Consider the following 23,010-nt stretch of genomic DNA (forward strand, 5'->3'; position numbering starts at 1 on the left):
CAGCGCGTCCTGTGTGGAACTGCCGAGGGTCACCGGGCGAGCAGCGCGAGCACCTCCTCGTCCCGGGTCTGGCGGAAATCGGCGTACCACTGGCCGACGGCGCGAAACTCTGGCGGTTCGACGACGGAGACGACGTCGTCCGCTTCGGGCAGCAATGCGGCGGCTCCCGGAGCGCACACCGGTGCGGCGAAAACCATGGTCAGGGGGTTGCCGGCCCGCAGGTCACGCAGCGCGGCCCGGGCGGTGACGCCGGTGGCGAGCCCGTCGTCGACGAGGATGACGTCACGACCGGCGCAGACGACCGGCGCCCGGCCGCCGCGGTAGCGCTCCAGCCGGCGCCGCGCTTCGGCCCGTTCGCGGTTTTCCGTCCGGGCCAGCTCCCCGGCGGTGAGGTGCAGGATCCGGAGGCTCTCGTCGGAGTAGATGGCCGGGCCGTGCGGCGTGACCGCGCCGACGCCGAACTCCGGCCGCCCCGGCGCGCCGATCTTCCGCGCGACCGCGACGTCCAGTTCGGCGCCGAGCCACCGGGCGACGACGGCCGCCACCGGCATCCCGCCCCGGGCGAGGCCGAGCACGAGCGGATCGGTCCAGGTCCGGCCCGCGAGCGCACGCGCCAGCCGCCGCCCGCCGGCCTCGCGGTCGGCGAAAACCTGCGACGAGGACACGAGAGCTCCTCTCACCCGTCGAGAGCCTCTCGGGTGAGTGTCCTCCTCGGGCGGGCCCGGCGCGGAGTCCCGGCCGCCGCGGGCGACGCCGGGACACGGAACCAGCGACCGGACGGACAGGTCCACGCCGACGCAGGCCGGGCCAGGCAGACGCAGGCCGGGCCGGGCCGACGCAGGCCGGGCCGGGCCGGGCCGGGCCGACGCAGGCCGGGCCGGGCCGGGTACGAGTCTCGGCGCAGCGGCTGCGCGGGAGCACGCGTCGGCCGGATCGCGCGCACGGTGCCGCGGTCGCGGTCGAGGCCGAGGCCGAGGCCGAGGCCGAGCATCAGCGGATCGCGTCGCCGCGAGCGAGACCGGACATCACATCGGGCCTGGTCATCCGGCGCGGGCGAAGCCGCTACCCGCGGGCCCGGGCGGGAGGAACCCGCCCGGGCACCGGCATCAGAGGGTCTTCTCGAGCCGGTTCGCCAGCAGCTTGATGAAGCGGGCCGGGTCGCCCAGTTCGCCGCCTTCGGCGAGCAGCGCCATGCCGTAGAGCAGCTCGGCCGTCTCGGCCAGCCCCTCGTCTTCCGGCCGCGAAGCGTGCGCCTCGCGCAGGCCGGTGACCAGGGCGTGCTCCGGGTTGAGCTCCAGGATCCGCTTGATCGGCGGCAGCTCCTGGCCCATCGCGCGGTACATCTTCTCGAGCGTCGGGGTCAAGTCGTGGGTGTCGCCGACGATGCAGGCGGGCGACGTCGTCAGCCGCGACGAGAGCCGGACCTCCTTGACGTCCTCGCCCAGCGACGTCCCCATCCACGACAGCAGGCCCTCGAAGTCCTTCTGCTGCTGTTCGCGGGCGACCTCGGTGGCCTTCTTGTCCTCGTCCGAGTCCAGGTCGACCTGGCCCTTCGCGATGGACTGGAACTGCTTGCCGTCGAAGCCCGGCACCGCGTCGACCCACATCTCGTCGATCGGGTCGGTGAGCACCAGCACCTCGTAGCCCTTGGCCGCGAACGCCTCCATGTGCGGCGAGTTCTCGACGGCCGACCGGGACTCGCCGGTCATGTAGTAGATGTGCTCCTGACCTTCCTTCATCCGCTCGACGTACTCGCGCAGCGAGGTCGGCTTCTCGGCGTCGTGCGTCGAGGGGAACGACGAGATCTCGAGGATCGCCTCGCGGTTCTCGAAGTCGTCGAGCAGGCCTTCCTTGACCGCGCGGCCGAACTCGCGCCAGAACGTCGCGTACTTCTCGGCGTCGGACGACATCATCGACTTGACCGTCGAGAGGACCTTCTTGACCAGCCGGCGGCGGATCAGCTGGATCTGGCGGTCCTGCTGCAGGATCTCCCGCGACACGTTGAGCGAGAGGTCCTGCGCGTCGACGACGCCCTTGACGAACCGCAGGTACTCGGGGACGAGCGACTCGCAGTCGTCCATGATGAAGACGCGCTTGACGTAGAGCTGCACGCCGCGCTTGCGCTCGCGCAGGAACAGGTCCATCGGCGCGTGCGACGGCAGGAACAGCAGCGCCTGGTACTCGAACGTGCCCTCGGCCTGCAGCCGGATCGTTTCGAGCGGGTCCTGCCAGTCGTGGCTGACGTGCTTGTAGAACTCGCTGTACTCGGTCTCGGTGACCTCGCTCGACGACCGCGCCCACAGGGCCTTCATCGAGTTGACGGTCTCGACCGCCGGCTCGGCGGGCTCTTCGCCCTCGGCGGCCGGCACCGCGTCGGCGGTCATCCGGATCGGCCAGGTGATGAAGTCCGAGTACTTCTTCACGATCTCCCGGATCTTCGCCGGGGACGTGTAGTCGTACAGGGCGTCTTCGGTGTCCTCCGGCTTGAGGTGCAGGGTGACCGCGGTGCCCTGCGGCGCGTCCTCGACCGGCTCGATCGTGTAGGTGCCTTCGCCCGCGGACTCCCAGCGGACGCCCTCGGCGCTGCCCGCGTGGCGCGTCACGAGCGTGACCTTGTCGGCGACCATGAAGCTCGCGTAGAAGCCGACGCCGAACTGGCCGATCAGGTCCTGCGACGCGGCGGCGTCCTTCGCTTCCTTGAGCTTGGCGAGGAAGTCGGCGGTGCCGGACTTGGCGATCGTGCCGATGAGGGCGACGACGTCGTCGCGGGTCATGCCGATGCCGTTGTCCCGCACCGTCAGCGTGCGCCCGGCCGGGTCCGACTCGATCGTGATGTGCAGGTCGGACGTGTCGGCGACGAGGTCCTTGTCGCGGTACGACTCCAGCCTCAGCTTGTCGAGCGCGTCCGACGCGTTCGACACGAGCTCCCGCAGGAACGTGTCCTTGTTCGAATAGATCGAATGGATCATCAGCTGGAGCAGCTGACGCGCCTCGGACTGGAACTCGAGCGTCTCGATCGGGGTGGTCACGGGCTTCCTTCCGGGTGTCGGCGAACGCGCCGATCGTACCGAGGGGGTCCGACAGTCCCGGCCGTCACCCGGCCGCGCACTTTATGAACGCAATGTAGGCGGTCCGCGACGGCCGGTGTGATGCTGGCCACGCCCTGCTGCCGATCAAGGAGGATCGAGTGCCCGGACGCTTCCCCCGGCCCCGGTGGGCGGCCGCGTTCGCCGCGGCCTGCGCGCTGACCACCGGTTTCGCCGCGCCTGCCGTCGCTTCGACGCCCCAGGGCGTCGTCGACCACCCCGTCCGCACCACCGGCTGCGGCCGCGCGGCCCCCGTCCCGGCCGGCGTCACGACGACCCAGCACCTCACGTCGGGCGGTCTCGACCGCACGTACACCGTGCACCTGCCCGCGCACTACGACCCGCGCGAGTCCTACCCGGTGCTGCTGTCGTTCCACGGGCACAAGCGCACGTCCGCGTACCAGGAGGAGCTGTCCGGCTTCTCGGCGCTGGACGCGATCTCGGTCTACCCCCAGGGCCTGGTCGGGACCGACGGCGAGACCGCCTGGACCGGCGCGCCCTACTCGGCGGCCGCGGACGACGTCCTGCTCACCAGTGACCTGATCACGAAGCTGCAGAAGACGCTGTGCGTGGACGCGAACCGCGTCTTCGCCGCCGGGAAGTCCAACGGCGGCGGGTTCGTCGGCGTGCTGGCCTGCCGCCTGGCCGGCCGGATCGCGGCGTTCGCGCCTGTGTCCGGCGCCTTCTACCCGCAGGGCGGCGCCTGCCACCCGAGCCGGCCGGTGCCGATCCTCGACTTCCACGGCACCGCCGACACGACCATCCCCTACACCGGCAACCCGGAGAAGGGCCTGCCGACGATCCCCGACTGGCTGGCCGCGTGGTCCACAAGGGACGGTTGCCGGTTCGGGCCCGTGTCGTGGACGCCGGTCAAGGGCGTCGTCGCGGAGAAGTGGCTCGCCTGCGACCGGCGAAGCACCGTCGAGCACTACCGCGTCGAGGGCGCGGGGCACGTCTGGCCGAGCACAAAACCGAACCTCGATTCGGCCACGCCGACCGTCATCGACGCGACCCCGGTGATCTGGCGGTTCCTCGAGAGTCACCCGTTGCGCTGAAACACGATTGACGCCTCTCGCGAAGCTCGGCGACCATGAACGGGTCGCTTCGCGGAAAGCCGCCCGGATCACCGCGATCCGGGCGGCTTTTCGTGTTCCTTCCCCCAGAAAGAGGGTGCGCCATGGGCGTTCTGGTCCTCAACGCCGGCTACGAGCCGCTGCACACCGTGTCCGTCCCGCACGCCATCCGGATGCTCGTGCGCGACGTCGCCGTGGTCCACGAGGCCGAAGACGGTCTCGCCTACGGGCTGTTCCCGCGCCCGAAGATCGTGCGGCTACTGCGGTACGTCGTCATGAAGTGGCGATATACGCAGCCGCCACGCTGGTCCCGGCGTGGTGTGCTGGCACGTGACGGGCACCGCTGCGCCTACTGCGGGCAGCGCGCGACGACGATCGACCACGTGGTGCCGCTGAGCCGCGGCGGCGCGCGGACCGACTGGCTCAACACGGTCGCCGCGTGCGGCGGGACGGCGCGCAGCTGCAACGCCCGCAAGGCGGACAAGCTGCCCGCCGAAGCCGGGATGAAGCTGCGGATCACCCCGCGCGTCCCGTCGTGGGACCAGCTGCACCCGCTCGGCGCGTGAGCGCGGCGACGGCCTGCTCGTCGGCGGGACGACGAGCAGGCCGTTAAGCTCGAACCGATCGCTCCCCGGATCCGTGTCACCCGGGGAAGGCCTGGGCGAGCACCGGTACCGGAGGGTCGTCGTGACCGAGGCAGGACAGCTGATCGCCGAGCGCTACCGGCTGGTCGACCGGATCGGCCAGGGAGCGATGGGCGTCGTCTGGCGTGCCCGCGACGAGCGGCTCGACCGGGTCGTCGCGGTGAAGCAGCTGGGCTTCGACCCGTCCGGCGGCGGCCAGGGTGGCCCGCGGGCACTGCGGGAAGCGCGGCTCACCGCGCGGCTGCGGCACCCGCACGCGATCACCGTGCACGACGTCGTCGAGCACGACGGCGACCCGTACCTGGTGATGGAGTACCTGCCGTCGCAGAGCCTGGCCGAAGTCCTGCTGGAGCGGGAAACCCTGCCGGCCGACCAGGTCGCGCGCATCGGCGAACAGGTCGCGTCGGCTCTGGCCGCCGCGCACGCCGAGGGCATCGTGCACCGGGACGTCACCCCCGGCAACGTCCTCACGACCCCCGACGGCGTCACGAAGATCGCCGACTTCGGCATCTCCCGCGCGACCGGCGAAGGGGCCGTGACCGGTGGCGGATTCATCGCCGGCACGCCCGCCTACCTGGCCCCGGAAGTCGCCGGAGGTGCCGAAGCCGGGTTCCCGGCGGACGTCTTCTCCCTCGGCGCGACGCTCTACCGCGCGCTGGAGGGCATGCCGCCGTTCGGGAACGAGGACAACACCATCGTCCTGTTGCGGCGGATCGCCCAGGACGACGTCATCCCGCCGAAGCACAGCGGCCCGCTGGCCGAGGTGCTCGGACGGCTCCTGCAGCGCGATCCCGCGCAGCGGCCGGCCATGGCCGAGGTGCAGGAGCTGTTCGAAGCGGTCACCGGCGGCCGGGCGCTGCCGCCACCGCGGGTCCCGCCCCGGACCGGAACGCGCCTGCTGCAGGTCCGCAAGCCACGGCGGCGGCTCGTCCTCGTCTGCGCGGCGGGCGCGTTGCTGCTGGCCCTGGGGGTCCTCATCGGCACGGTCCTGGTGCCCGACGGGACGCCGGTGGCCGCGCCGGCGCCCGTGCCGTCCACGACCGCGCCCCCGTCGACGACCCCGGTCACCAGCTCGTCGGCCCCCGCCGACCTCGGATGCGCGGCCGACTACCGGGTGACGAACTCGTGGCCCGGCGGCTACCAGGTCGAGGTGACCGTCCGCAATGACCGGGCGGTCGGCCTCCTCGGCTGGCGCGTCAACTGGACCCTGCCCCGCGGCCACCACATCACAGGCCTGTGGAACGGGACCTTCACCGTCGACGGCTCGACCGTCACGGTCGACAACGCGGACTGGAACGCGAAGCTCGACGCGAACGACACGACGTCGTTCGGCCTGACCGCGCTGACGGGCCAGGGCAACGGCGCCGCACGGCCGGAGCTGACCTGCAAGACGCTCTGAGCACCCGGAAGCACCTGTCCCGCGGGGCGCGCGCTCTGCGATAGTCGGACGGTGCATCTGAGGGCCAGGCGCAGGTCGATCCGCTTCGACGGGCACACCGTCACGCTCAGCATCGCGACGAAGAGCTGGTTCATCATCCCCGGCGACACCAAGAACCGGTTCCCGGTCGAGAAGATCAGCAAGATCCAGCACACCCCGCCGACGGCCTGGAAACCGGGAAAGATCGTCTTCGTGGTCCCGGATTCGGCGCCGGACGTCGTGGCGAACGTGCCGTTGTTCGCCGACAAGCTGGCCGGGAACACGTTCCTGTACCCGTACGGGATGCGCGCGAAGGTCGCGAAGTTCCTCGAAGCCGTGGAGAAGGCGCGGCCTCAGAGGTAGGGCGTGACTGGCAAAGGCACTGTCGGGGAGAACCAGTCGCCGCTTGGTTGCGTTCCACGCGCGCGGTTGTCAATGGCCGTTCCCGCGTCGAGCAGCGTGCGGAGACCGGTCCGGCAGCGGTCTCATATCGCGGTTCGACCAGTTCGTCCAGCCCGTGCTCGATCCCGCCAGTCGCTCCCCGAGCCGGTCCTCGCTCGAGGCGAGGGCCAGCTCGGACGCGAGATCTCCGGGCACCTGCCCACCGGAGAGTGCGCGGATGAGGCCCGGCGACCCTCGCGTTTCGGACGTGGCCTCAGAAGTAGTGGTCTTCCCGGTCGCGAGCCGACCGTTCGAGTTCGTCGAGCACGACCCGGAGGTCCGGGCGCCGCGCGGTGCCCGTCCGGGTCAGCGCGAACACCTTGCGGGTCAACGGTTCTTCGAGCGGGTGGAGGCTGACCCCGGGCGGCCCGGCGGGCAACGCCATGGCGGGCACCAACGCCACCCCCGCGCCGGACGCGGCGAGCGCGACGAGGACGGCGAAGTCGCTCGCCTCCGCCGCCACCGGCGGGACGAACCCCGCCGCGCCGCAGGCCCGGTGGATCATCTCGCGGCACGAAAGATCGGCGGCGGGCACGAGCCACGGGTGACCGGCGAACCGCTCCAGCCGCACGGGTTCGCCCGGCGCCAAGCCGGCCGACGCGGCCAGCGCCGGATCGAGGGCCAGCAGCACCGGGTCCGCCAGCAGCCGCCGGTCCTCGCAGCGCGGCGGGATGCTGCGCGGCAGCAGCGAATAGCTGTGCACCAGTGCGATGTCGACGTCCTGGCGGCGCAACGACTCCAGCGCGTCGTCCGGCTCCTCCTGGACCAGGCGCAGCGACACCGTCCCGGCCTCCCGGAGCGCGGCCCACGCCGCCGGCAGCAGCTGCCGCGCCGCCGAGGCGAACGCGGCCAGCCGCACCGTGCCGGTGCCGCCGTTCCCGGACACAGCCGCCATCGCCGACTCCGCGGCGGCGAGGTCGTCGAGGATCACCTCGGCGTGCGAGACCAGCAACCGCCCGGCCGGGGTGAAGGCCAGGGTGCGGCCCCGTTTCTCGAGCAGCGGCGTACCCGCTTCGCGTTCGAGGGCGGCCAGGTGCTGCGAGACGGCCGGGCCGGTCAGGTGCAACGCGGTCGCGGTCGCGGCCACGGTCCGGTGCTGGGCGAGACCGTGCAGGATGCGCAGGCGGCGCAGCTCCAACATGAAGTCCGACTTTCTCTTCAGCGAAGAAACCGTAACTGGTACTTCTGCATCTTCCGGCCGACGATAGCCGTCGTGAAGCGCACTCTCAAGGCAACCCTCGCCCTGGCCGTCACCGTCGTCCTGTGGGCGTCGGCGTTCCCGGCGATCAAGGTGGGACTCGACGGCTACGGCGTCGCGGGGCTGTCGTTCGCCCGGCTCGCGGTGGCCTCGGCCGTGCTGCTGCTGGTCGCGCCGGTGCTGGGGGTGCGGCGGCCGCGCGCGGCCGACCTGCCGCGGATCGCGGGGTGCGGGCTGGCCGGGATGAGCGCGTACCAGGTGCTGCTCAACTGGGGTGAGGTGCGCGTTCCGGCGGGCACGGCGAGCCTGCTCGTCTCGGTGGCGCCGGTGTTCAGCGTGCTGCTCGCGGCGGCGTTCCTGGGCGAGCGGCTGACGACGGCGAAGGTGCTGGGCAGCGCCGTGGCACTCGGCGGCAGCGTGCTCATCGCGCTCGGCGGCGGCCTGGGGTACCCGGGCGCCGCGTGGGTCGTGCTGGCCGCCGCCGCGGTCCAGGGTGTCTACCACTTCGGCAGCAAGCCCTTGCTGAAGCGCTACACCGGACTCGAGGTCGCCTGCTACGCGATGTGGGCCGGGACGCTGTTCCTGCTGCCGCTCGCGCCCGCGGCCCTCCGCGGCGTCGGAACGGCACCGCTGAGCGCGACGCTGTCCGTGGTCTTCCTGGGTGTGCTGCCCTCGGCGGCCGGGTTCGTCGCCTGGGGGTACGCGGTGGCCCGCCACCCGATCGCCGTCGCGACCGGCGCGCTCTACCTCGTCCCGGCTGTCGCCCTGGCGGTGGCGTTCGTCTGGCTGGGCGAAACGCCGACCTGGGTGGACATCGCCGGCGGCGCGCTCAGCGTCGCCGGCGTCGTCCTCATCTCCCTCGGGCGGGTCGGCGGGACGGTCAGAGCAGGCCCGCCTCGACGAGCTTTTCCTTGATGCGCAACAGTTCCTCGTCGTCCAGGGGCAGCTGCGGCGGCGCCATGACGGCGTTGTCGATGAAGCCGCGCATCTTCATCGCGGCCTTGAACGCGCCGAGGCCGGCCGAGCCGCGGCCCATCCGGCTCGGCGGCGCGACGGAGGTGATCGAGAACAGCTTCAGCAGGCGCTCCTGCTCGCGGCGCGCCGCGGCGAGGTTGCCGGCCTTGAAGTGGTCGTGGACGAGGACGTAGCCGACCGGGTCGACGTTGCCGAGGCCCGGGACGGCGCCGTCCGCGCCCATCGCCAGCGCCGCGTCGACAAGGAGTTCGGAGCCGGTGAACACGGCGAAGGCGTCGAGGCCGCGTTCGCGTTTGCCCAGCAGCACCGCGCGGAACGCCGCTTCGTCCCCGCTGGAGTCCTTCAGGCCGGCGAGGACGCCGTCGGCGGCGAGGTCGAGCACCATGGCGCCGTCGAGCTTCGTGTGGACCGCCACCGGGATGTCGTAGGCGACGATCGGCAGTGACGTGCGTTCGTGCAGCAGCCGGAAGTGCCGGTCGATCTCGGCGACGTGCGTGCGGGTGTAGTACGGCGCGGTGACGACGACGGCGTCGGCCCCGGCCGCTTCGGCGGCGCGAATGTGCTCGGCGACCCGCAACGTCGTCATGTCGATACAGCCGGCCAGCACCGGGACGCGCCCGGCGACCTGCTCGACCGTCGTCTCGACGACGACCCGGCGCTGGGCGTCGGGGAGGAAGGCGACCTCGCTGGACGAGCCGAGGACGAAGACGCCGTGGACCCCGGCGTCGAGCTGGACCTCGACGTGCCGCCGCAGCGAGTCGGTGTCCACGCTGAAGTCGTCGTGGAACGGCGTGCACAGCGGGGGGACGATTCCGGCGAACTTCGGCATCAGGCGATCACTCCGGCAGGGGTCTCGGGATGGATACAGCGGTAGGTGTGGCCACCGTCGGCCACGGCGAGCGGCGGCAGGTCGGCCGCGCACTCGCCGGTCGCCTTCGGGCAGCGGGTGCGGAACGGGCAGCCGCTCGGCGGGTGGGTCGCCGACGGCACCGGGCCGGTGAGCACGATCGGCTCGACCTGGTGCAGCAGGCTGGGCGTCGCCGAGAAGAGGGCCCGCGTGTAGGGGTGCCGGGCGGCTTCGGGCAGTTCCGGCGCGGGGGCTTCCTCGACGACGCGGCCGAGGTACATCGTGACGATCCGGTCGCTCATCTTCTTGACCGTCTGGATGTCGTGGGAGACGAACACCATCGCCAGCCCGAGCTGTTCGCGCAGGTCGAGCAGCAGGTTGAGGATCTGCGCGCGCACCGAGACGTCGAGCGCGGACGTCGGCTCGTCGGCGACCAGCAGGGCCGGTCCCAACGCCAGGGCGCGGGCCATGGCGACGCGCTGGCGCTGGCCGCCCGACAGCTGGCCCGGCACCGCGTCGGCGACGCTGTCGGGCAGCCCGACCAGCGTCATCAGCTCGCGGACGCGGTCGTCGCGCTCGTCCGGGGTGCCCACGCGGTGGACGTCGAGGGGGTCGCGGATGATCTTGGCGACGGCCAGCCGGCGGTTGAGCGCGGTCGACGGGTCCTGGAAGACCATGCCGGCCTCACGGCCGAAGCCGCGGTCCAGGGGCTTGCCGCGGAACCGCACGGTGCCCGCGGTGGGACGCTGCAGGCCGACGATCACCTTGGCCAGCGTCGACTTGCCGCAGCCGGACTCGCCGACGACGCCGACGGTCTCCCCCGGGTTCACGACGAGGTGGGCGTCGGTCAGCGCGTAGACGTTGTCGTGGCCGAACAGGTTCGCGCCCCGGATCTTGTGGACGACGTGGACGCCGTCGAGTTCCAGCAGGTTCACGCCGTCGCCTCCTTCTCGCGGGCGACGTCGACCGCCGGGAAGTGGCAGGCGACGAGGTGGTCGACCGGCTCGCCGAAGCGGACCGGCGGCTCGTCGTGGCACTTGTCGCGGGCCGCCGGGCAGCGGCCGGCGAACCGGCAGCCCGCCGGGAATTCGGCCGGAGCCGGGACGACGCCCTTGATCTGGGTGAGGCGGGCTTCGTTCTCCTCCAGCGACAGCACCGCGCTGAGCAGGCCGCGGGTGTAGTGGTGCCGCGGCGAGCCGATGACCAGCGCGGTGGCGCCCAGCTCGGCGACCTGGCCGCCGTACATGACGACGACGCGGTCGGCGATCTCGGAGACCAGCGCGAGGTCGTGCGACACCAGGATCAGCGCGAAGCCGAGTTCGTCCTGCAGCCGCAGCAGCAGCGCCATGATCTGGGCCTGCACGGTGACGTCGAGCGCGGTGGTCGGCTCGTCCGCCACGATCAGCTTCGGGTCGCGGGAGAGCGCCATCGCGATCAGCACCCGCTGCCGCTGCCCGCCGGACAGCTCGTGCGGGTAGGCGCGCAGGGTCCGTTCGGGGTCGAGGTTGACCAGGTCCAGGAGCTCGGCCGGGGTGCGGGTGCCGCCGCGGCGGGTGAACTGCTTGAGCTGGGCGCGGATGGTCATCGCCGGGTTGAGCGAGCTGAGCGCGTCCTGGTAGATCATCGCGATGTCGTGGCCCAGGTGCCGGCGGCGCTCGCCGGGGCGCAGCGCGAGCAGGTCGCGCTGGGCGAACCGGATCTGCCCGGTCACCGTGGCCGTCGGCGGCAGGAGGCCGAGGATCGACAGCGACGTCAGCGACTTGCCGCAGCCGGACTCGCCGATCAGGCCGAGCACCTCGCCCGCGCGGACGCTGAACGAGACACCGTCGACGACGTTCACGCCGTCGTGGCGGCCGGGGAACGCGATCGCCAGCCGGTCCACCTCGAGGACCGTCTCCCGGTGATCCAGCGAGCGAGCGGTGCGGGCGAGGCGCTCCCCCGCTTCACGCAGCCCCGCGATCGGCAGCACGGGCGCCGTGTCGGCGTCTTCGCGGGCGGCGACGGCCTTCGCCACCGCTCCGGCCCGGGCGGCGCGGGCCGAGGGCGCGGCGAGCGCGTCCGAGAAGCGTTCGGACAGGACGTTCAGCGCCAGCACGGTGATCAGGATCAGCAGGCCGGGGAACAGCGTCGCCCACCAGCCGCCGGTCAGCACCAGGTCCTTGCCGTCGGCCAGGACCGAGCCCCACGACGGGTCCGGGGGCTGGATGCCGGCGCCGATGAAAGACAGCGACGCCTCGAAGACGATCGCGTCGGCCACCGTCACCGTGCAGAACACCAGGACCGGCGCCGCGCAGTTGATCGCGACGTGCCGGGTCAGCACGTGGAACCGGCGCGCCCCGATGACGCTTTCCGCCGCGACGTAGTCCTCGCCGTACTGCGCGAGCACGTTCGCCCGCACGACCCGCGCCACCGGCGGCGTGTTGAGGAACCCGATGGCCAGGATCAGCACCAGGATCCCGTGGCCGAACACGGCCACCAGGACCGCGGCCAAGGCGATGCCGGGGAACGCCATGACGATGTCGAGCACGCGCATCACCACGGCGTCCACCCGGGCGCCCGACGTCGCGGCGAACGCCCCGATCGCCGCGCCGGACACGAGTGCGAGCGCCACCGCCCCCAGGCCGATGGCGAGCGACCAGCGTGTCCCCGCGACCAGCCGGGAGAAGATGTCCCGGCCCGACTGGTCGGTCCCGAACCAGTGCGCGGCGCTCGGGCCGCCGGTGTCGGTGCTCAGCGCGTCCGGGTTGTGCGTCGCGACGAGCGTGCCGACGACCGCGACGAGCAGCAGGACGCCGAGCACCGCGAGCGCGGGCCAGGACCGGCGCGTCACGAGTGGCTCCGCAGCCGCGGGTTCGCCATCAGGTAGAGGACGTCGACGATCAGGTTGACCAGCACGAACCCGATCGCGATGGTGATCACGAAGCCCTGCACCTTGGCGGTGTCGCCGTCCTTGACGGCCTGGATCATGTTCTGCCCCATTCCCGGCAGCGCGAACATCGTCTCGATGACGACCGCGCCGCCCAGCAGGTAGCCGACCCGCAGGCCGAGCACGGTCAGCGGGGTGACCAGCGCGTTGCGCAGCACGTTGCGGCCCACGACGACCACCGGTGGCAGCCCACCGCCGCGCGCGGTCCGGACGTAGTCCTTGTCCAGCTCCTCGACCATCGACGTCCGGATCACCCGCGTCAGCTGCGCCGCGACCGGCAGCGCGAGGGAGACCGCGGGCAGCGTCAACGAGTTCAGCCAGCCGCCGAACGAGTCCGCCGGGCTGACGTACCCGCTGGTCGGGAACAGCCCGCGGTCGACGGCCAGCCACTGCACCAGCAGCAGCGCCACCCAGAACGCCGGGGCCGCGACCCCGGCCAGCGTGACCACCCGGATCACCTTGTCCGGCCAGCGGTCGCGGAACAGCGCCGACGTCACACCGAGCACGAGCGAGACGACCAGCGCGATGACCAGGCCGAGCAGGGTGAGCTGCACGGTCAGCGGCAGCGCGGTGGCGATGGTCTCGCCGACCGGCTGCTTGGTGATCACGCTGGTGCCGAAGTCGCCTTGCAGCAGGTGCCAGACGAAGTGGACGTACTGCAGCGGCAGCGGGTCGAGCAGGCCGTTGTCCAGCCGGAACCGCTGCAGCTGCTCGGCGGTGGCGTTCGCGCCGTCGAACGCGGCGAGCGCCGGGTCGGTCGGCGCGAACCGCATCACGACGAAGACGAACAGGATCACGCCCAGCAGCAGCGGGATCAGGGCGAGGACGCGGCTCAGCAGCATCCGCACGACGACGACCACGGGAGCTCTCCTCGCTCAGGCCGGCTTGGCCTGGTTCAGGTAGATGCCCGGGTAGCCCTGGGCGTGCACGCCGCTGATCGCCTTCGGGTCCCACGCGGTGCCGAGCTGGGTGAACACCACCGGGTAGATGACGGCCTGCTCGGAGATCGCGTCCAGCAGCTGCTTGTTCAAGCTCGTCCGCTTCGCCGCGTCCGTCTCGGCCGCGGCCTGGTCCTGCAGCGCCAGCAGGGACTGGGCGTCCGGGCCGGTCCAGCGCGCGTACTTCACCGTCAGGATGGACTTCGCGTCGTAGTAGTAGCGGATCATCAGGTCGGGGTCGTTGCCGAACTGCAGCGGGTTGTTGGTCGAAGCGACGACCTGGAAGTCGGTACCCGCGTCCAGCTTGGAGAACAGCGCCTTGGTGTCCTGGGAGTCCAGAGTGGTCTGGACGCCGATCGCGTCCCAGCCCTCCTTGATCACCTTGACGCAGTCGGCGACCAGTGACGTGTTCGTCGTGGACAGCGTGATCTTCAGCCCGGTCGCGCCCGCCTGTTGCAGCAGCGACTTGGCTTTGTCGGGGTTGTAGGCGAAGTCCTGCGACGCGGGTTGCGAGGACGGGAGCTTCGGGTTGATGAACGACGTGCCGGGCGAGCCGGCGCCCTTCAGGCCGATCTCGACCATCTTCTTCTTGTCGATCGCGTAGTGCAGCGCCTGGCGCACGAGCTTGTCGTCGAACGGCGCGTGCGCGGTGTTGAACAGCAGGAAGAGGTTGTTGCCACCGTCGGCGAACTCGACGGTCCGGCCGGCCTTGCGCAGCTGGTCGGCGTTGGCGGGCGGGATGTTCTCGGCGATCTGCGCGTCCGGCGTCGCCCCGGAGATCGCGGCGACGCGCGGCGCGGAGTCCACGATGGACTTCCACAGCATCTTGTCGTAGGCGCCCGGGCGCGGGCCGTTGTAGTCGGCGAACTTCTCGAAGCTGGTGTGCGACAGCGGCGCCTGCTCGACGATCTTGTAGGGCCCGGAGCCGACGACCTTGCCCGCCGCGGCGTCGGCCCACTTGCCGTCGTAGACGTGCTGGGGGACGATCTTGCAGCACTGGATGCGCTGCAGCGCGTAGGGGAACGGGAACTTGAGGACGAACTCGACCGCGCGGTCGCCGGTCTTGCGGACTTCCTTCAGCCAGGTGGAAAAGAAGCTGTGGATCAGCACGTTCTCTTTGTCGTCGAGCGCCCGCGCGTAGGTGAAGACGACGTCGTCGGCGGTGACCGGCTGTCCGTCGTGCCACTTCGCGCCGTCGCGGAGCTCGAACTTCAGGCTCGTGCCGCTCGCGTCGGCGGGCAGGGCCTTCGCCAGGCCGGGGAACGGCGCGCGGGTGATCGGGTCACCCTCCACCAGGGACTCGTAGCAGTGCAGGATCGCGGCCATCGAGAAGGCCGACGCCGTCTGCAGCGGGTCCCACGTCTGGTTGTTCCCGTAGCCGATCACGGCCGTCAGCGAGCCGGTCGAGCTGCCGGTCTTGTTGGTGGACGCCGGGCCGCCGCACGCGGCGAGCACGGTGGGGAACGCCAGGGCCGCGCCGGCGAAGGTGGTGTAGCGCAGCACCTGGCGGCGGCTGAGCGACGGGCTCTGGGACATCGCTGTCTCCTGCGGGCCTCGAACGGTAGGACATGGGACGTCCTATGACCGGCGTGAGCCTAGGACTGGTGCGCGTGCTGGTCAAGCGTGGCGAACGTATGACGTAGGATGTCCTCTCACGACGCATCCGGGGAGGACAAGCAGTGGCCCGTCCGCAGCGCAGCGAAGAGATCACCAAGCGCATCATCGACCTGATCGTCGAACGGGAGCTCCCGCCGGGCGCGCCGATGCCGACCGAGCTGAGCCTGATGGAGGACATCGGCGTCAGCCGCAACTCCATCCGCGAGGCGATCAAGGCCCTGCAGGCCCTGGGCATCGTCGAGATCCGCCACGGCTACGGCACGTTCGTCGGGTCGGCGGGCTCGGAGTCGCTGCAGACCTGGCTGCTGTTCCGCACGCGCGCCCGCGGCGCGACCGACGTCGGCCGCCTGCGCGACCTGCTCGAGGTTCGCGAGATGCTGGAGACGGAGCTGACCCGCCGCGTCGCCGTCGAGCACCGGCCGGAGCTGATCGAGGACCTGCAGGAGTGCGTGGCCCGGATGCGCCGCAAGGGCCCGGACGCGGCGGAGGCCGATCGCGAGTTCCACGACCTGATCTGCGCGGAAGCCGGCTTCGACCTGGCCCGCGAGCTGACCGGGCTGTTCTGGGACGTCTACCAGATCGCGGAGCGGGAACTGGGCGGCCCGGCCGGCGCCCCGACGGCCACCGCGAAGCGGCACCAGGTGATCGTGGACGCCCTCCTGCTGCGCGACCCGGACGCCGCGGCGGAAGCGGTGCACCGCCACTTCGACGAGGTTCGCAAGCGCGCGAAAGCCGGACCGTACGGCGGTTTCGGCGTCGCGAGGCCGGTGCCGGTGGTCCACTCTTCCTGACTCTGGGTGGTTGATCCGTTCGAGGTAACTTCGGAAAAGATCGCGAACGGCCTCAACGGGTACGGCAACTGGTTCGTAAGTAGTGGGTGATCAACCACCTTACGGAGGTGCCAGTGCGAAGAACTCTCACGGTGTTCGCGGTCCTGCTCGCCGGTCAAGCGGGGTTGACCGGGCTCGCCCCACCCCCGGCGGGCGCGACGACCCCGGCGTCCACCGCCACGCTCATCACCGGTGACCGGGTCACCGTCCGGACCGCTCCGGACGGCCGGGACACCTTCGAGGTCCGGCCCGCCGCCGCGAAGGGGATGGCGCGGGCGCTCGTCCACCTGCGCCTCGGCGGCCGGGACTACGAGGTCCCCGGCACCGCGCTCCCCTACCTCGGGCGCGGGCTCGACCTGAGCCTGTTCGACGTCAAGGCGCTGCTGGCCGGCGGGCAGGTCGCCGCCGCCGAACGCGTGCCCGACTTCGGCGCGGCGCTGGCGAAGCAGTTCAAGGAGGACAACGCCCGCGGCCACTTCGGCGGTCAGGGCATCTTCGCCGGCGGAGCGAGCTTCGCGCTCAGTGGCGCTAAGCAGCCGAAAGCGCAACCACGGTCGGTGATGCGCACCGTCTCGGTGGACGCCACGGACATCGGCGGGAAGCCCGCCGACACCGGGATCGCGTTCCTCTACAACACCGACGACGGCACCATCCTCGACCCGAACGAAAACTACAACTACTTCGCCGGGGGAACGGCGAAGTTCAGCGCGCCGGACGGGAACTACAGCGCGCTCGGCGTCTTCTGGACCGCCGACGCCGACGGTGCCATGACCGAACTGCGCCTCAGCGCGCAACCCGAGTTCGCGGTGAAGGCCGACACGACCGTCCGCGTCGACGCGAAACGTGCCAGCAGCAAGCTGACCTGGGTGACCCCGCGACCCGCGCTGCTCGACGACACCGGGTTCCTGTTCCGCCGGGCCGCGAAGACCGGGCCGGCGCTGCTCGTCGACTTCGACGCCGGTCCCGGCGTGCCGATTTCCGTGTCGCCGACGGCGAAACCGGTCACCACCGGCGCGCTGCAGACGTACCCGTACAGCCGGCTCGTGTCCCCGCCCGGACCCGGCACGCCGTACGAATACGTGCTGCAGAAGGCCGGCATCGGCACGATTCCGCAGCAGCGGTACGTGATCACGGCGAAGGACGTCGCCGCGGTCGACGCCACCTACTACAGCGAGTACGCCTCCGCCGGCCTGCGGCAGCGCAGCGGCATGTTCGCCTTCGAGGACACCAGCGGGCGGCCGTCGCACCCGATCGACCTGCCGCGGCGGCAAACCGAGTACGTCTCGGCCGCGCCGGACCTCGTCTGGTTCGGCGGGGTCTCGAAGTACGTCCTGCCCGGGCCGGTCCCCGGCTGGGCGGGCGGCCAGTACGAAGCGTTCCACGGCTACCGCGGCGGCACGTCCGTCACCGAGGGCTGGAACCGGTTCCCGCTGCACCCGGCCGGCGCCGTCGCCCTCGAGCCGCTGGACAACGCGACCGTCTACACCCAGCCGGGCGCGACCCGGGCCGGCGACCTGCTGCGGTTGGCCCTCACGCCGTTCAGCGACAACGAACCCGGCCACACCGGGTTCGGCTTCTACGGCGAGTCCCGCGACACGATCACCGGGCACTACACGCTGACCCAGGACGGCACGACGGTCGCCGAGGGCGACCCGGTCGGCGGCTTCGCGCTCAACCTGGAGCAGGAGGTGGGCGCCGGGCCGTCGACCCTGGGGCTGACGCTCGACGCGGGCCGCACGGGCCCGATGTACCACCAGAGCACGGCCACCCGCACCGAGTGGACGTGGAAGTCGCAGCACGTCGAAGGCGTGACGCTGCCGCAGGCGCTGTACTGCGCGCGGGGCGAAACCGGGCCGGACCGGTCCTGCGCCGTCGAACCGTTGCTGACACTGGGGTACGCGGTCGGCGGGCTCCGGCCGGACGGCTCCACCGCGTCCGGGCCGCAGGGGCTCGACCTCACGGCCGGGCACCTGCAGCAGAGCACCGCGAGCGCGATCACGGGGGTGACCGTGCAGTACTCGACCGACGGCACCACCTGGCAGGACGCGGCCGTCACGGCCCGCGGCGACGGCGTCTACCACGCGGACTTCGCCGCGACCACGGACACCTTCCGCGGCACGGACGTCTCGCTGCGGGTCACCGCGTCCGACGCCGCCGGGGCGACGATCGCGGAGACGATCACCGCCGCCTACCACGTCTACGCCATCTGAGGGGAGTGTCCACTGTGTACTTTCGAAAGATCGGCGTGCTGAGCGCCGTCTGCGCGGCGGCGATCGCGCTGGCTCCGGCCGCGGCCGCCGCACCCGGGCCGCGCGCGGCCTGTCCCGACGCGGGGCCGGACGTCCTGCGCTGTCTCACCACGTTCACGCCGGGGGCCACGCGCGCCCTGGCCGACGGCCCGGTCGGCTGGGGTGCCGACGACCTGGTGTCGGCCTACCGGCTGCCCGGCGCTGCCGGGCCCGCCACGGTCGTCGGCATCTCGATCGCCTACGACGCGCCCGACCTGGAGGCCGACCTGGCCACCTACCGGGCGCAGTACGGCCTGCCGCCGTGCACCTCGGCGGACGGCTGTTTCCGCAAGGTCAACCAGCAGGGCGCCGCGACGCCGTTGCCGGCGGCCGACTTCGGCTGGGCCCTGGAGTCCACTTTGGACGTCTCCATGGTGTCGGCGGCGTGCCCGTCGTGCCGGATCGTCGTCGTGGAGGGCAACACCCCCGGGTTCGCCGACCTCGCCGAGACCGAGGACACCGCCGTCCGGCTGGGCGCGAAGGTGGTGTCGAACAGCTACGGCGCGCGGGAAGGCGGTGCCCCGCTGGCGTTCGCCAGCCACTACCGGCACCCGGGCGTGACCGTGGTGGCGTCCTCGGGCGACTTCGGGTTCACGTCGGCCAGCTACCCGGCGAACCTGGCCACGACGGTGGCGGTCGGCGGGACGTCGCTGGCGAGGAACCCCGACTCCCCGCGCGGCTGGGAGGAGCAGGCGTGGTCCTACGGCGGCAGCGGCTGCTCGGCCTACATCGCGAAACCGAAGTGGCAGAAGGACACCCACTGCGGCAAGCGGACGATCGCGGACGTCTCGGCGGTGGCGGACAGCGTGGCCATCCACAACACCGACGCGGGCGGCTGGCTCCCGGTGAACGGCACGAGCGCGTCGGCGCCGTTCATCGCGGGCCTGTACGGCCGCTCCGGCCGCGCGGGCGTCGCGCAGCCGGCTGACCTGTACGCGCGGAAGTCGCAGTTCGTCGACATCACGGCCGGGAACAACGACCCGGTGGGCGGCGGCGCGAAGTGCGGCGGCGACTACCTGTGCGTGGCCGCCCCGGGTTACGACGCGCCCACGGGCGTCGGCGTCCCGGACGGCCTCGGCGGCTTCTGATGAAGGTCGTGAGGGGCACCCTCAGGGCTTGTGCCGCCCTGAGGGTGCCCCTCACGGCAATCCGTCAGCGGCAGAGCCGTCAGCGGCAGAGGCCGCGTTCGATCGCCAGCAGCCCGGCTTCCGTCCGGTGCGCGCAGCCGAGTTTCCGCACCACCTGCGCGACGAGGGTCCGCACCACCGGCCCCGGCAGCTCGAGCCGCGTCGCGATCTCGACGTTCGTCAGGGCCGAGCCGATGCCGATCAGCACCTCCCGCTCGCGCTCCGACAGCAGGTCGACCCGGGCCAGCCGCTCGTCGCGGGGGCCGGACAAGCGGGTCGCCGCGGAGACCAGGCGGCGGGAGGCGTCCGGGGAGAGCACCACGTGCCCGTCGGCCGCCAGCCGGACCACCTTGATCAGCTCGTTGCGCCGGGCGGAGCGCAGCAGGAACCCCGCCGCGCCGTCCCGCAACGCGCGCAGGATCCCGGACTCGGAATCGAACGTGGCCAGCACGACCACCGCCGGACGCCGGGAAACCGGCCCCAGCGGCGCCAGCCGCGGGTCCAGCAGCACCACGTCGGGCAGCCGCCGCCGGAGGGTGGCCCGGGCCGCCGCCGCGTCGCCGACCGAGCCGACCACCTCGATGCCGTCCGCCTCATCGAGGATCCCGCTCAGGCGGTCCCGCACGCCGGGGTCGCGTTCGGCCAGCAGGACCCGGACCGGTGGCGGTGGGAGCACCGCTCAGTCCCCGGGCTTGTCTTTGGCCCGCAGCCGGATCAGCGGCAGGTCGGTCCGCGACGCGCCGACCAGGTCACGCCCGCCCGGCCCGCGCAGCCGCAGCTCGCGGAACCGCACCGACGACAGCTGCGCGGCTTCGATCGGGTAGACGTCGCCGTAGCGCTTGATCTTGTCGACCAGCTCCTTGCCGAGCAGCTCGACGAGCCCGGCGTGCCGGTTCGCGCCTCCGCCGAACGGCACGTCGAGCTGCCGCCGCACCTCGGGGAACCGCTGGTCGAGCTCGACGGCCAGCTGGTGGATCGTGACGAAGGCGGGGCCGAAGTCCTCGGCCTCCGGGCCCGGTGGGATCTCCTTCAGCACCTTGACGAGCTTGTCGTCCATTCCGAGCTTGTCCCACAGGGCCATGCTGTCCTGTCTTTCCGGTGATAACGGCGTCGAAGCCGCTTCGGTCTACCAGAGGACCGGCACGCGGTCCACTCCCCCGGTGACCCGATTCGTCCGGACCTCCAGTTCGTCCACACCGACGGCCAGCCGCAGTCCCGGGAAGCGGCGGAACAGCGAGCCGAACACCACCCGCAGCTCGGTGCGGGCGAGGCTGGCGCCGATGCAGAACCAGCCGCCGTAGGCGAAGGCGACGTGCCCGTTCGGCTTGCGGTCCGGGTCGAACGTCGCGGCGTCGGCGAACACGGACTCGTCGCGGTTGGCGGCCCCGATCGACAGCACCATCGCGTCGCCGCGGGCGATCGGCACGCCGTCGAGGTCGACGTCGTCGTGCGCGTACCGCAGCAGCCCGAGGCCACCCGGCGCCGACATCCGGAGGATCTCTTCGACGACGCCGTGCACGCGGCCCTCGGGGTCGGCGGCCAGCGCGTCGCGCTCGGCGAGGTCGGTGAGCAGGAACAACACGCCGAGGTCGATCCGGTTGGACGTCGTCTCGTGCCCGGCGAACAGCAGGCCGGCGGCGAGCCGGGCGAGGTCGTCGTCGCTGAACGACGGGTCGCCGGCCTGGGCGCGGACCATGTCGGAGACGACGTCCTGGGTGGGGTGGCGCCGCTTCGCCGCGGCGAGGCGCCCCATGTACCCGGCGAACTCGTCGAGCGCGGCGTCGGCGCCGGTGCCGATGTCCGTGCGGCCCATCCGCTCCGAGAGCACGCGGAACGTGTCGCGGTCCTCGTACGGGACGCCGAGCAGCTCGCAGATCACCAGCACGGGCAACGGGAACGACAGCAGTTCGTGCAGGTCGACCGGTTCCCCGGGGTGCTCGGCGCGGGCGCGGTCCATCGCGTCGAAGCAGCCGTCGGCCAGCTCCTGGACGTGGCCGGCCAGCCGCCGCATCCGGTTGGCGGAGAACGACGGGACCAGCATCTTCCGCATCCGCGCGTGCTCGGCGTGCTCGGTGTCGTGATCACCCTGCGGCCGGCTGAGGATCGCCGCGTCCGACAGCGACGACGCTTCTTCCGGCGCCGGGTGCGAGCGGCCGAACCGCGGGTCGGAGAGCACGGTCCGCACCTGGTCGAAGCCGGTGACGAGCCACGCCGGGTCACCCACGGGCGTGGTCACGCGCACCACCGGCCCCTCGCGCCGCAGCACCTCGTAGAGCGGGGCGATCTCCAGGACGTTCGGCCGCGCGAACGGCAGGCGCGGGGTGTCCGTGGTCGCGGTCATCGAGGATCCTCCCGGGTGCGCGGCCGACGTCATCGACAGTCGGGCCGGCAACGGCCGCTCCCCCGGTCCCAAGATCCACGGTACCCAGCAGGGCGGGCGCCGCGCAGATTCGTTGCCCGTCCGGGCTAACCGACCCGCACGAACGCGACTTTCCCGGCGGGCACCCGGCTACTGCACCTGGAGCGTGTCGCTGATCGCGGCATCGCCACCGTCGGGATAGCCGACGGACGCGTGAGCCGCACGCGTGCGGGGCAGGACGCACGTGGTGCTCGGTGTCTGCCGGACCGAACGAGCCGGAACGGCGAAGTTCGTGATGTAGGCGCACGGGTAGTAGGTGCCCGACTTGTGGAAGTTGATGTTTTAGCCGCGCCTCCGCTCTCACCTGATCGGCCGCAGCGACCAGGGCAGCTTCCAGGCCCGGGTCAGGGTGTCGCGCAGGATCTGCGCCATCTCGTCGAACTGTTTGTCCAAAGTGGACCAGACCGCCGACTCGTTCGTCGGCACGTGACCTAGAGGTCCTCGCGCTCCAGCAGATCCAGGTTGGCCGGCGCCACCGCACAGGACACCAGGTGCCCGCCGTAGGTCGACCTCGTCCGACACCAGCAGGACGTCGTGCTCGTCGCAGATTTCGCGCACCCGCCCGAAGTAGCGCGCGGCGGCTTCGGCCGGCAACCATCGTCAACGACTGATTATCCCGACCGTTTCGCGATCTTGGCTTCGGATCCAGTCGTCACGGTCAGCGAGTGCCCCACTGGTACGTCTGTTTCCGCAGCTTGAGGTAGACCATCGCCTCCGCGTGCCGGACGCCCGGCAGCGCGCGGATGCGCGTCGAGATCAGCTCGAGCAAGGCCTCGTCGTCGGCGCAGACGGCCTCGCAGAGCAGGTCGTAACGCCCGGCGCAGAGGATCACGTACGCGATCTCGTCCATGTCGGCCAGCGCGTCGCCGACCGGCTCGAGCGGGCCGTCCACGGTGATCGCGATCATCGCCTGCCGGAACAGCCCGACCTGCACCGGATCCGAGACGGCGACGATCTGGATGACACCGGAGTCCGACAGCCGCTGCACCCGCTGGCGCACCGCGGCCTCGGACAGGCCGACGGCCTTGCCGATCGTCGCGTACGCGCGCCGGCCGTCCTCCTGCAGTTGCGCGATGATCTGCCGCGAGATGTCGTCGAGCACCGGCGGCGCGGGCCGGCTGGGGGTGTCCTGGCTGCTCACGCCCGGGATCATCCCTGACGCGGGCGACACGAGGCAAACCTGG

General features: G+C 71.8%; 21 protein-coding genes. 8 read left to right on the forward strand and 13 right to left on the reverse strand.

Annotation, left to right across the window (positions count from 1 at the left end):
- Positions 1–29: 29 nt before the first annotated feature.
- Together OG494_RS15700 and htpG are read right to left on the reverse strand one after the other, a co-directional pair.
- Positions 30–665, reverse strand: coding sequence for a phosphoribosyltransferase (locus OG494_RS15700; protein WP_328456316.1), 636 nt, complete (start codon positions 663–665; stop codon positions 30–32).
- Positions 666–1,106: 441 nt separating this feature from the next.
- Entirely contained in the window at positions 1,107–3,029 is a 1,923-nt protein-coding gene (gene htpG, locus OG494_RS15705; protein WP_328456318.1) for a molecular chaperone HtpG, read from the reverse strand.
- A gap of 158 nt (positions 3,030–3,187) precedes the next feature.
- Here htpG and OG494_RS15710 point away from each other — a divergent pair, with 158 nt between their 5' ends.
- From OG494_RS15710 to OG494_RS15725, 4 genes are all read left to right on the forward strand, one after another.
- Entirely contained in the window at positions 3,188–4,141 is a 954-nt protein-coding gene (locus tag OG494_RS15710; RefSeq protein WP_328456320.1) for an alpha/beta hydrolase family esterase, read from the forward strand.
- A 122-nt stretch (positions 4,142–4,263) separates the two neighbouring features.
- On the forward strand, positions 4,264–4,725 hold the full coding sequence (locus tag OG494_RS15715) for an HNH endonuclease (protein ID WP_328456322.1): 462 nt from the start codon (positions 4,264–4,266) through the stop codon (positions 4,723–4,725).
- Positions 4,726–4,846: 121 nt separating this feature from the next.
- Complete coding sequence (locus OG494_RS15720) at positions 4,847–6,202, forward strand: serine/threonine-protein kinase (protein ID WP_328456324.1); 1,356 nt, start codon at positions 4,847–4,849, stop codon at positions 6,200–6,202.
- A gap of 51 nt (positions 6,203–6,253) precedes the next feature.
- Positions 6,254–6,583, forward strand: a complete 330-nt coding sequence (locus OG494_RS15725) for a hypothetical protein (RefSeq protein ID WP_328456326.1) — start codon at positions 6,254–6,256, stop codon at positions 6,581–6,583.
- A gap of 292 nt (positions 6,584–6,875) precedes the next feature.
- Here OG494_RS15725 and OG494_RS15730 read toward each other — a convergent pair whose 3' ends face one another.
- Positions 6,876–7,802, reverse strand: coding sequence for a LysR family transcriptional regulator (locus tag OG494_RS15730; RefSeq protein WP_328456328.1), 927 nt, complete (start codon positions 7,800–7,802; stop codon positions 6,876–6,878).
- Between the two features lie 72 nt (positions 7,803–7,874).
- Between OG494_RS15730 and OG494_RS15735 the strand changes: the two genes are divergently transcribed.
- A complete protein-coding gene (locus OG494_RS15735) occupies positions 7,875–8,774 on the forward strand; it encodes a DMT family transporter (protein ID WP_328456330.1) in 900 nt (299 codons plus the stop codon).
- On the opposite strand, the gene OG494_RS15740 is transcribed toward OG494_RS15735, so the two are convergent.
- The 5 genes from OG494_RS15740 to OG494_RS15760 are packed head-to-tail and all read right to left on the reverse strand — an operon-like array spanning position 8,740 to position 15,081.
- Positions 8,740–9,663, reverse strand: coding sequence for a dihydrodipicolinate synthase family protein (locus tag OG494_RS15740; RefSeq protein WP_328456332.1), 924 nt, complete (start codon positions 9,661–9,663; stop codon positions 8,740–8,742). The genes OG494_RS15735 and OG494_RS15740 overlap by 35 nt on opposite strands.
- Positions 9,663–10,616 (reverse strand): ABC transporter ATP-binding protein, encoded by a 954-nt coding sequence (locus OG494_RS15745; RefSeq protein ID WP_328456334.1) that lies wholly within the window; start codon positions 10,614–10,616, stop codon positions 9,663–9,665. The genes OG494_RS15740 and OG494_RS15745 overlap by 1 nt, the downstream gene beginning before the upstream one ends.
- Positions 10,613–12,511, reverse strand: a complete 1,899-nt coding sequence (locus OG494_RS15750) for a dipeptide/oligopeptide/nickel ABC transporter permease/ATP-binding protein (RefSeq protein WP_328456336.1) — start codon at positions 12,509–12,511, stop codon at positions 10,613–10,615. Before OG494_RS15750 ends, OG494_RS15745 begins: the two co-directional genes overlap by 4 nt.
- Positions 12,508–13,467, reverse strand: a complete 960-nt coding sequence (locus tag OG494_RS15755; protein ID WP_328456338.1) for an ABC transporter permease — start codon at positions 13,465–13,467, stop codon at positions 12,508–12,510. Before OG494_RS15755 ends, OG494_RS15750 begins: the two co-directional genes overlap by 4 nt.
- A 15-nt stretch (positions 13,468–13,482) precedes the next feature.
- On the reverse strand, positions 13,483–15,081 hold the full coding sequence (locus OG494_RS15760; protein WP_328456340.1) for an ABC transporter substrate-binding protein: 1,599 nt from the start codon (positions 15,079–15,081) through the stop codon (positions 13,483–13,485).
- Between the two features lie 143 nt (positions 15,082–15,224).
- Between OG494_RS15760 and OG494_RS15765 the strand changes: the two genes are divergently transcribed.
- The 3 genes from OG494_RS15765 to OG494_RS15775 all read left to right on the forward strand — a co-directional run bounded on the left by OG494_RS15765 (position 15,225) and on the right by OG494_RS15775 (position 19,368).
- Complete coding sequence (locus OG494_RS15765) at positions 15,225–15,953, forward strand: FadR/GntR family transcriptional regulator (protein ID WP_328456342.1); 729 nt, start codon at positions 15,225–15,227, stop codon at positions 15,951–15,953.
- A gap of 113 nt (positions 15,954–16,066) precedes the next feature.
- A complete protein-coding gene (locus OG494_RS15770) occupies positions 16,067–18,202 on the forward strand; it encodes a hypothetical protein (RefSeq protein WP_328456344.1) in 2,136 nt (711 codons plus the stop codon).
- A gap of 14 nt (positions 18,203–18,216) precedes the next feature.
- Complete coding sequence (locus OG494_RS15775; protein WP_328456346.1) at positions 18,217–19,368, forward strand: S53 family peptidase; 1,152 nt, start codon at positions 18,217–18,219, stop codon at positions 19,366–19,368.
- Positions 19,369–19,447: 79 nt separating this feature from the next.
- On the opposite strand, the gene OG494_RS15780 is transcribed toward OG494_RS15775, so the two are convergent.
- The 5 genes from OG494_RS15780 to OG494_RS15800 all read right to left on the reverse strand — a co-directional run bounded on the left by OG494_RS15780 (position 19,448) and on the right by OG494_RS15800 (position 22,979).
- Entirely contained in the window at positions 19,448–20,083 is a 636-nt protein-coding gene (locus OG494_RS15780; RefSeq protein WP_328456347.1) for a response regulator transcription factor, read from the reverse strand.
- A 3-nt stretch (positions 20,084–20,086) separates the two neighbouring features.
- On the reverse strand, positions 20,087–20,488 hold the full coding sequence (locus OG494_RS15785; protein WP_328456348.1) for a hypothetical protein: 402 nt from the start codon (positions 20,486–20,488) through the stop codon (positions 20,087–20,089).
- Positions 20,489–20,533: 45 nt separating this feature from the next.
- The gene (locus OG494_RS15790; RefSeq protein WP_328456350.1) at positions 20,534–21,748 is read right to left on the reverse strand and encodes a cytochrome P450; all 1,215 of its coding nucleotides are present in this window, start codon (positions 21,746–21,748) and stop codon (positions 20,534–20,536) included.
- 378 nt (positions 21,749–22,126) lie between these two features.
- Positions 22,127–22,252, reverse strand: coding sequence for a hypothetical protein (locus OG494_RS48360; RefSeq protein ID WP_442874415.1), 126 nt, complete (start codon positions 22,250–22,252; stop codon positions 22,127–22,129).
- A 232-nt stretch (positions 22,253–22,484) separates the two neighbouring features.
- The gene (locus tag OG494_RS15800; protein WP_328458949.1) at positions 22,485–22,979 is read right to left on the reverse strand and encodes an Lrp/AsnC family transcriptional regulator; all 495 of its coding nucleotides are present in this window, start codon (positions 22,977–22,979) and stop codon (positions 22,485–22,487) included.
- Positions 22,980–23,010 lie beyond the last annotated feature (31 nt).

Source organism: Amycolatopsis sp. NBC_00438 (genome assembly GCF_036026695.1).
In the GTDB taxonomy this organism is placed as follows: domain Bacteria; phylum Actinomycetota; class Actinomycetes; order Mycobacteriales; family Pseudonocardiaceae; genus Amycolatopsis.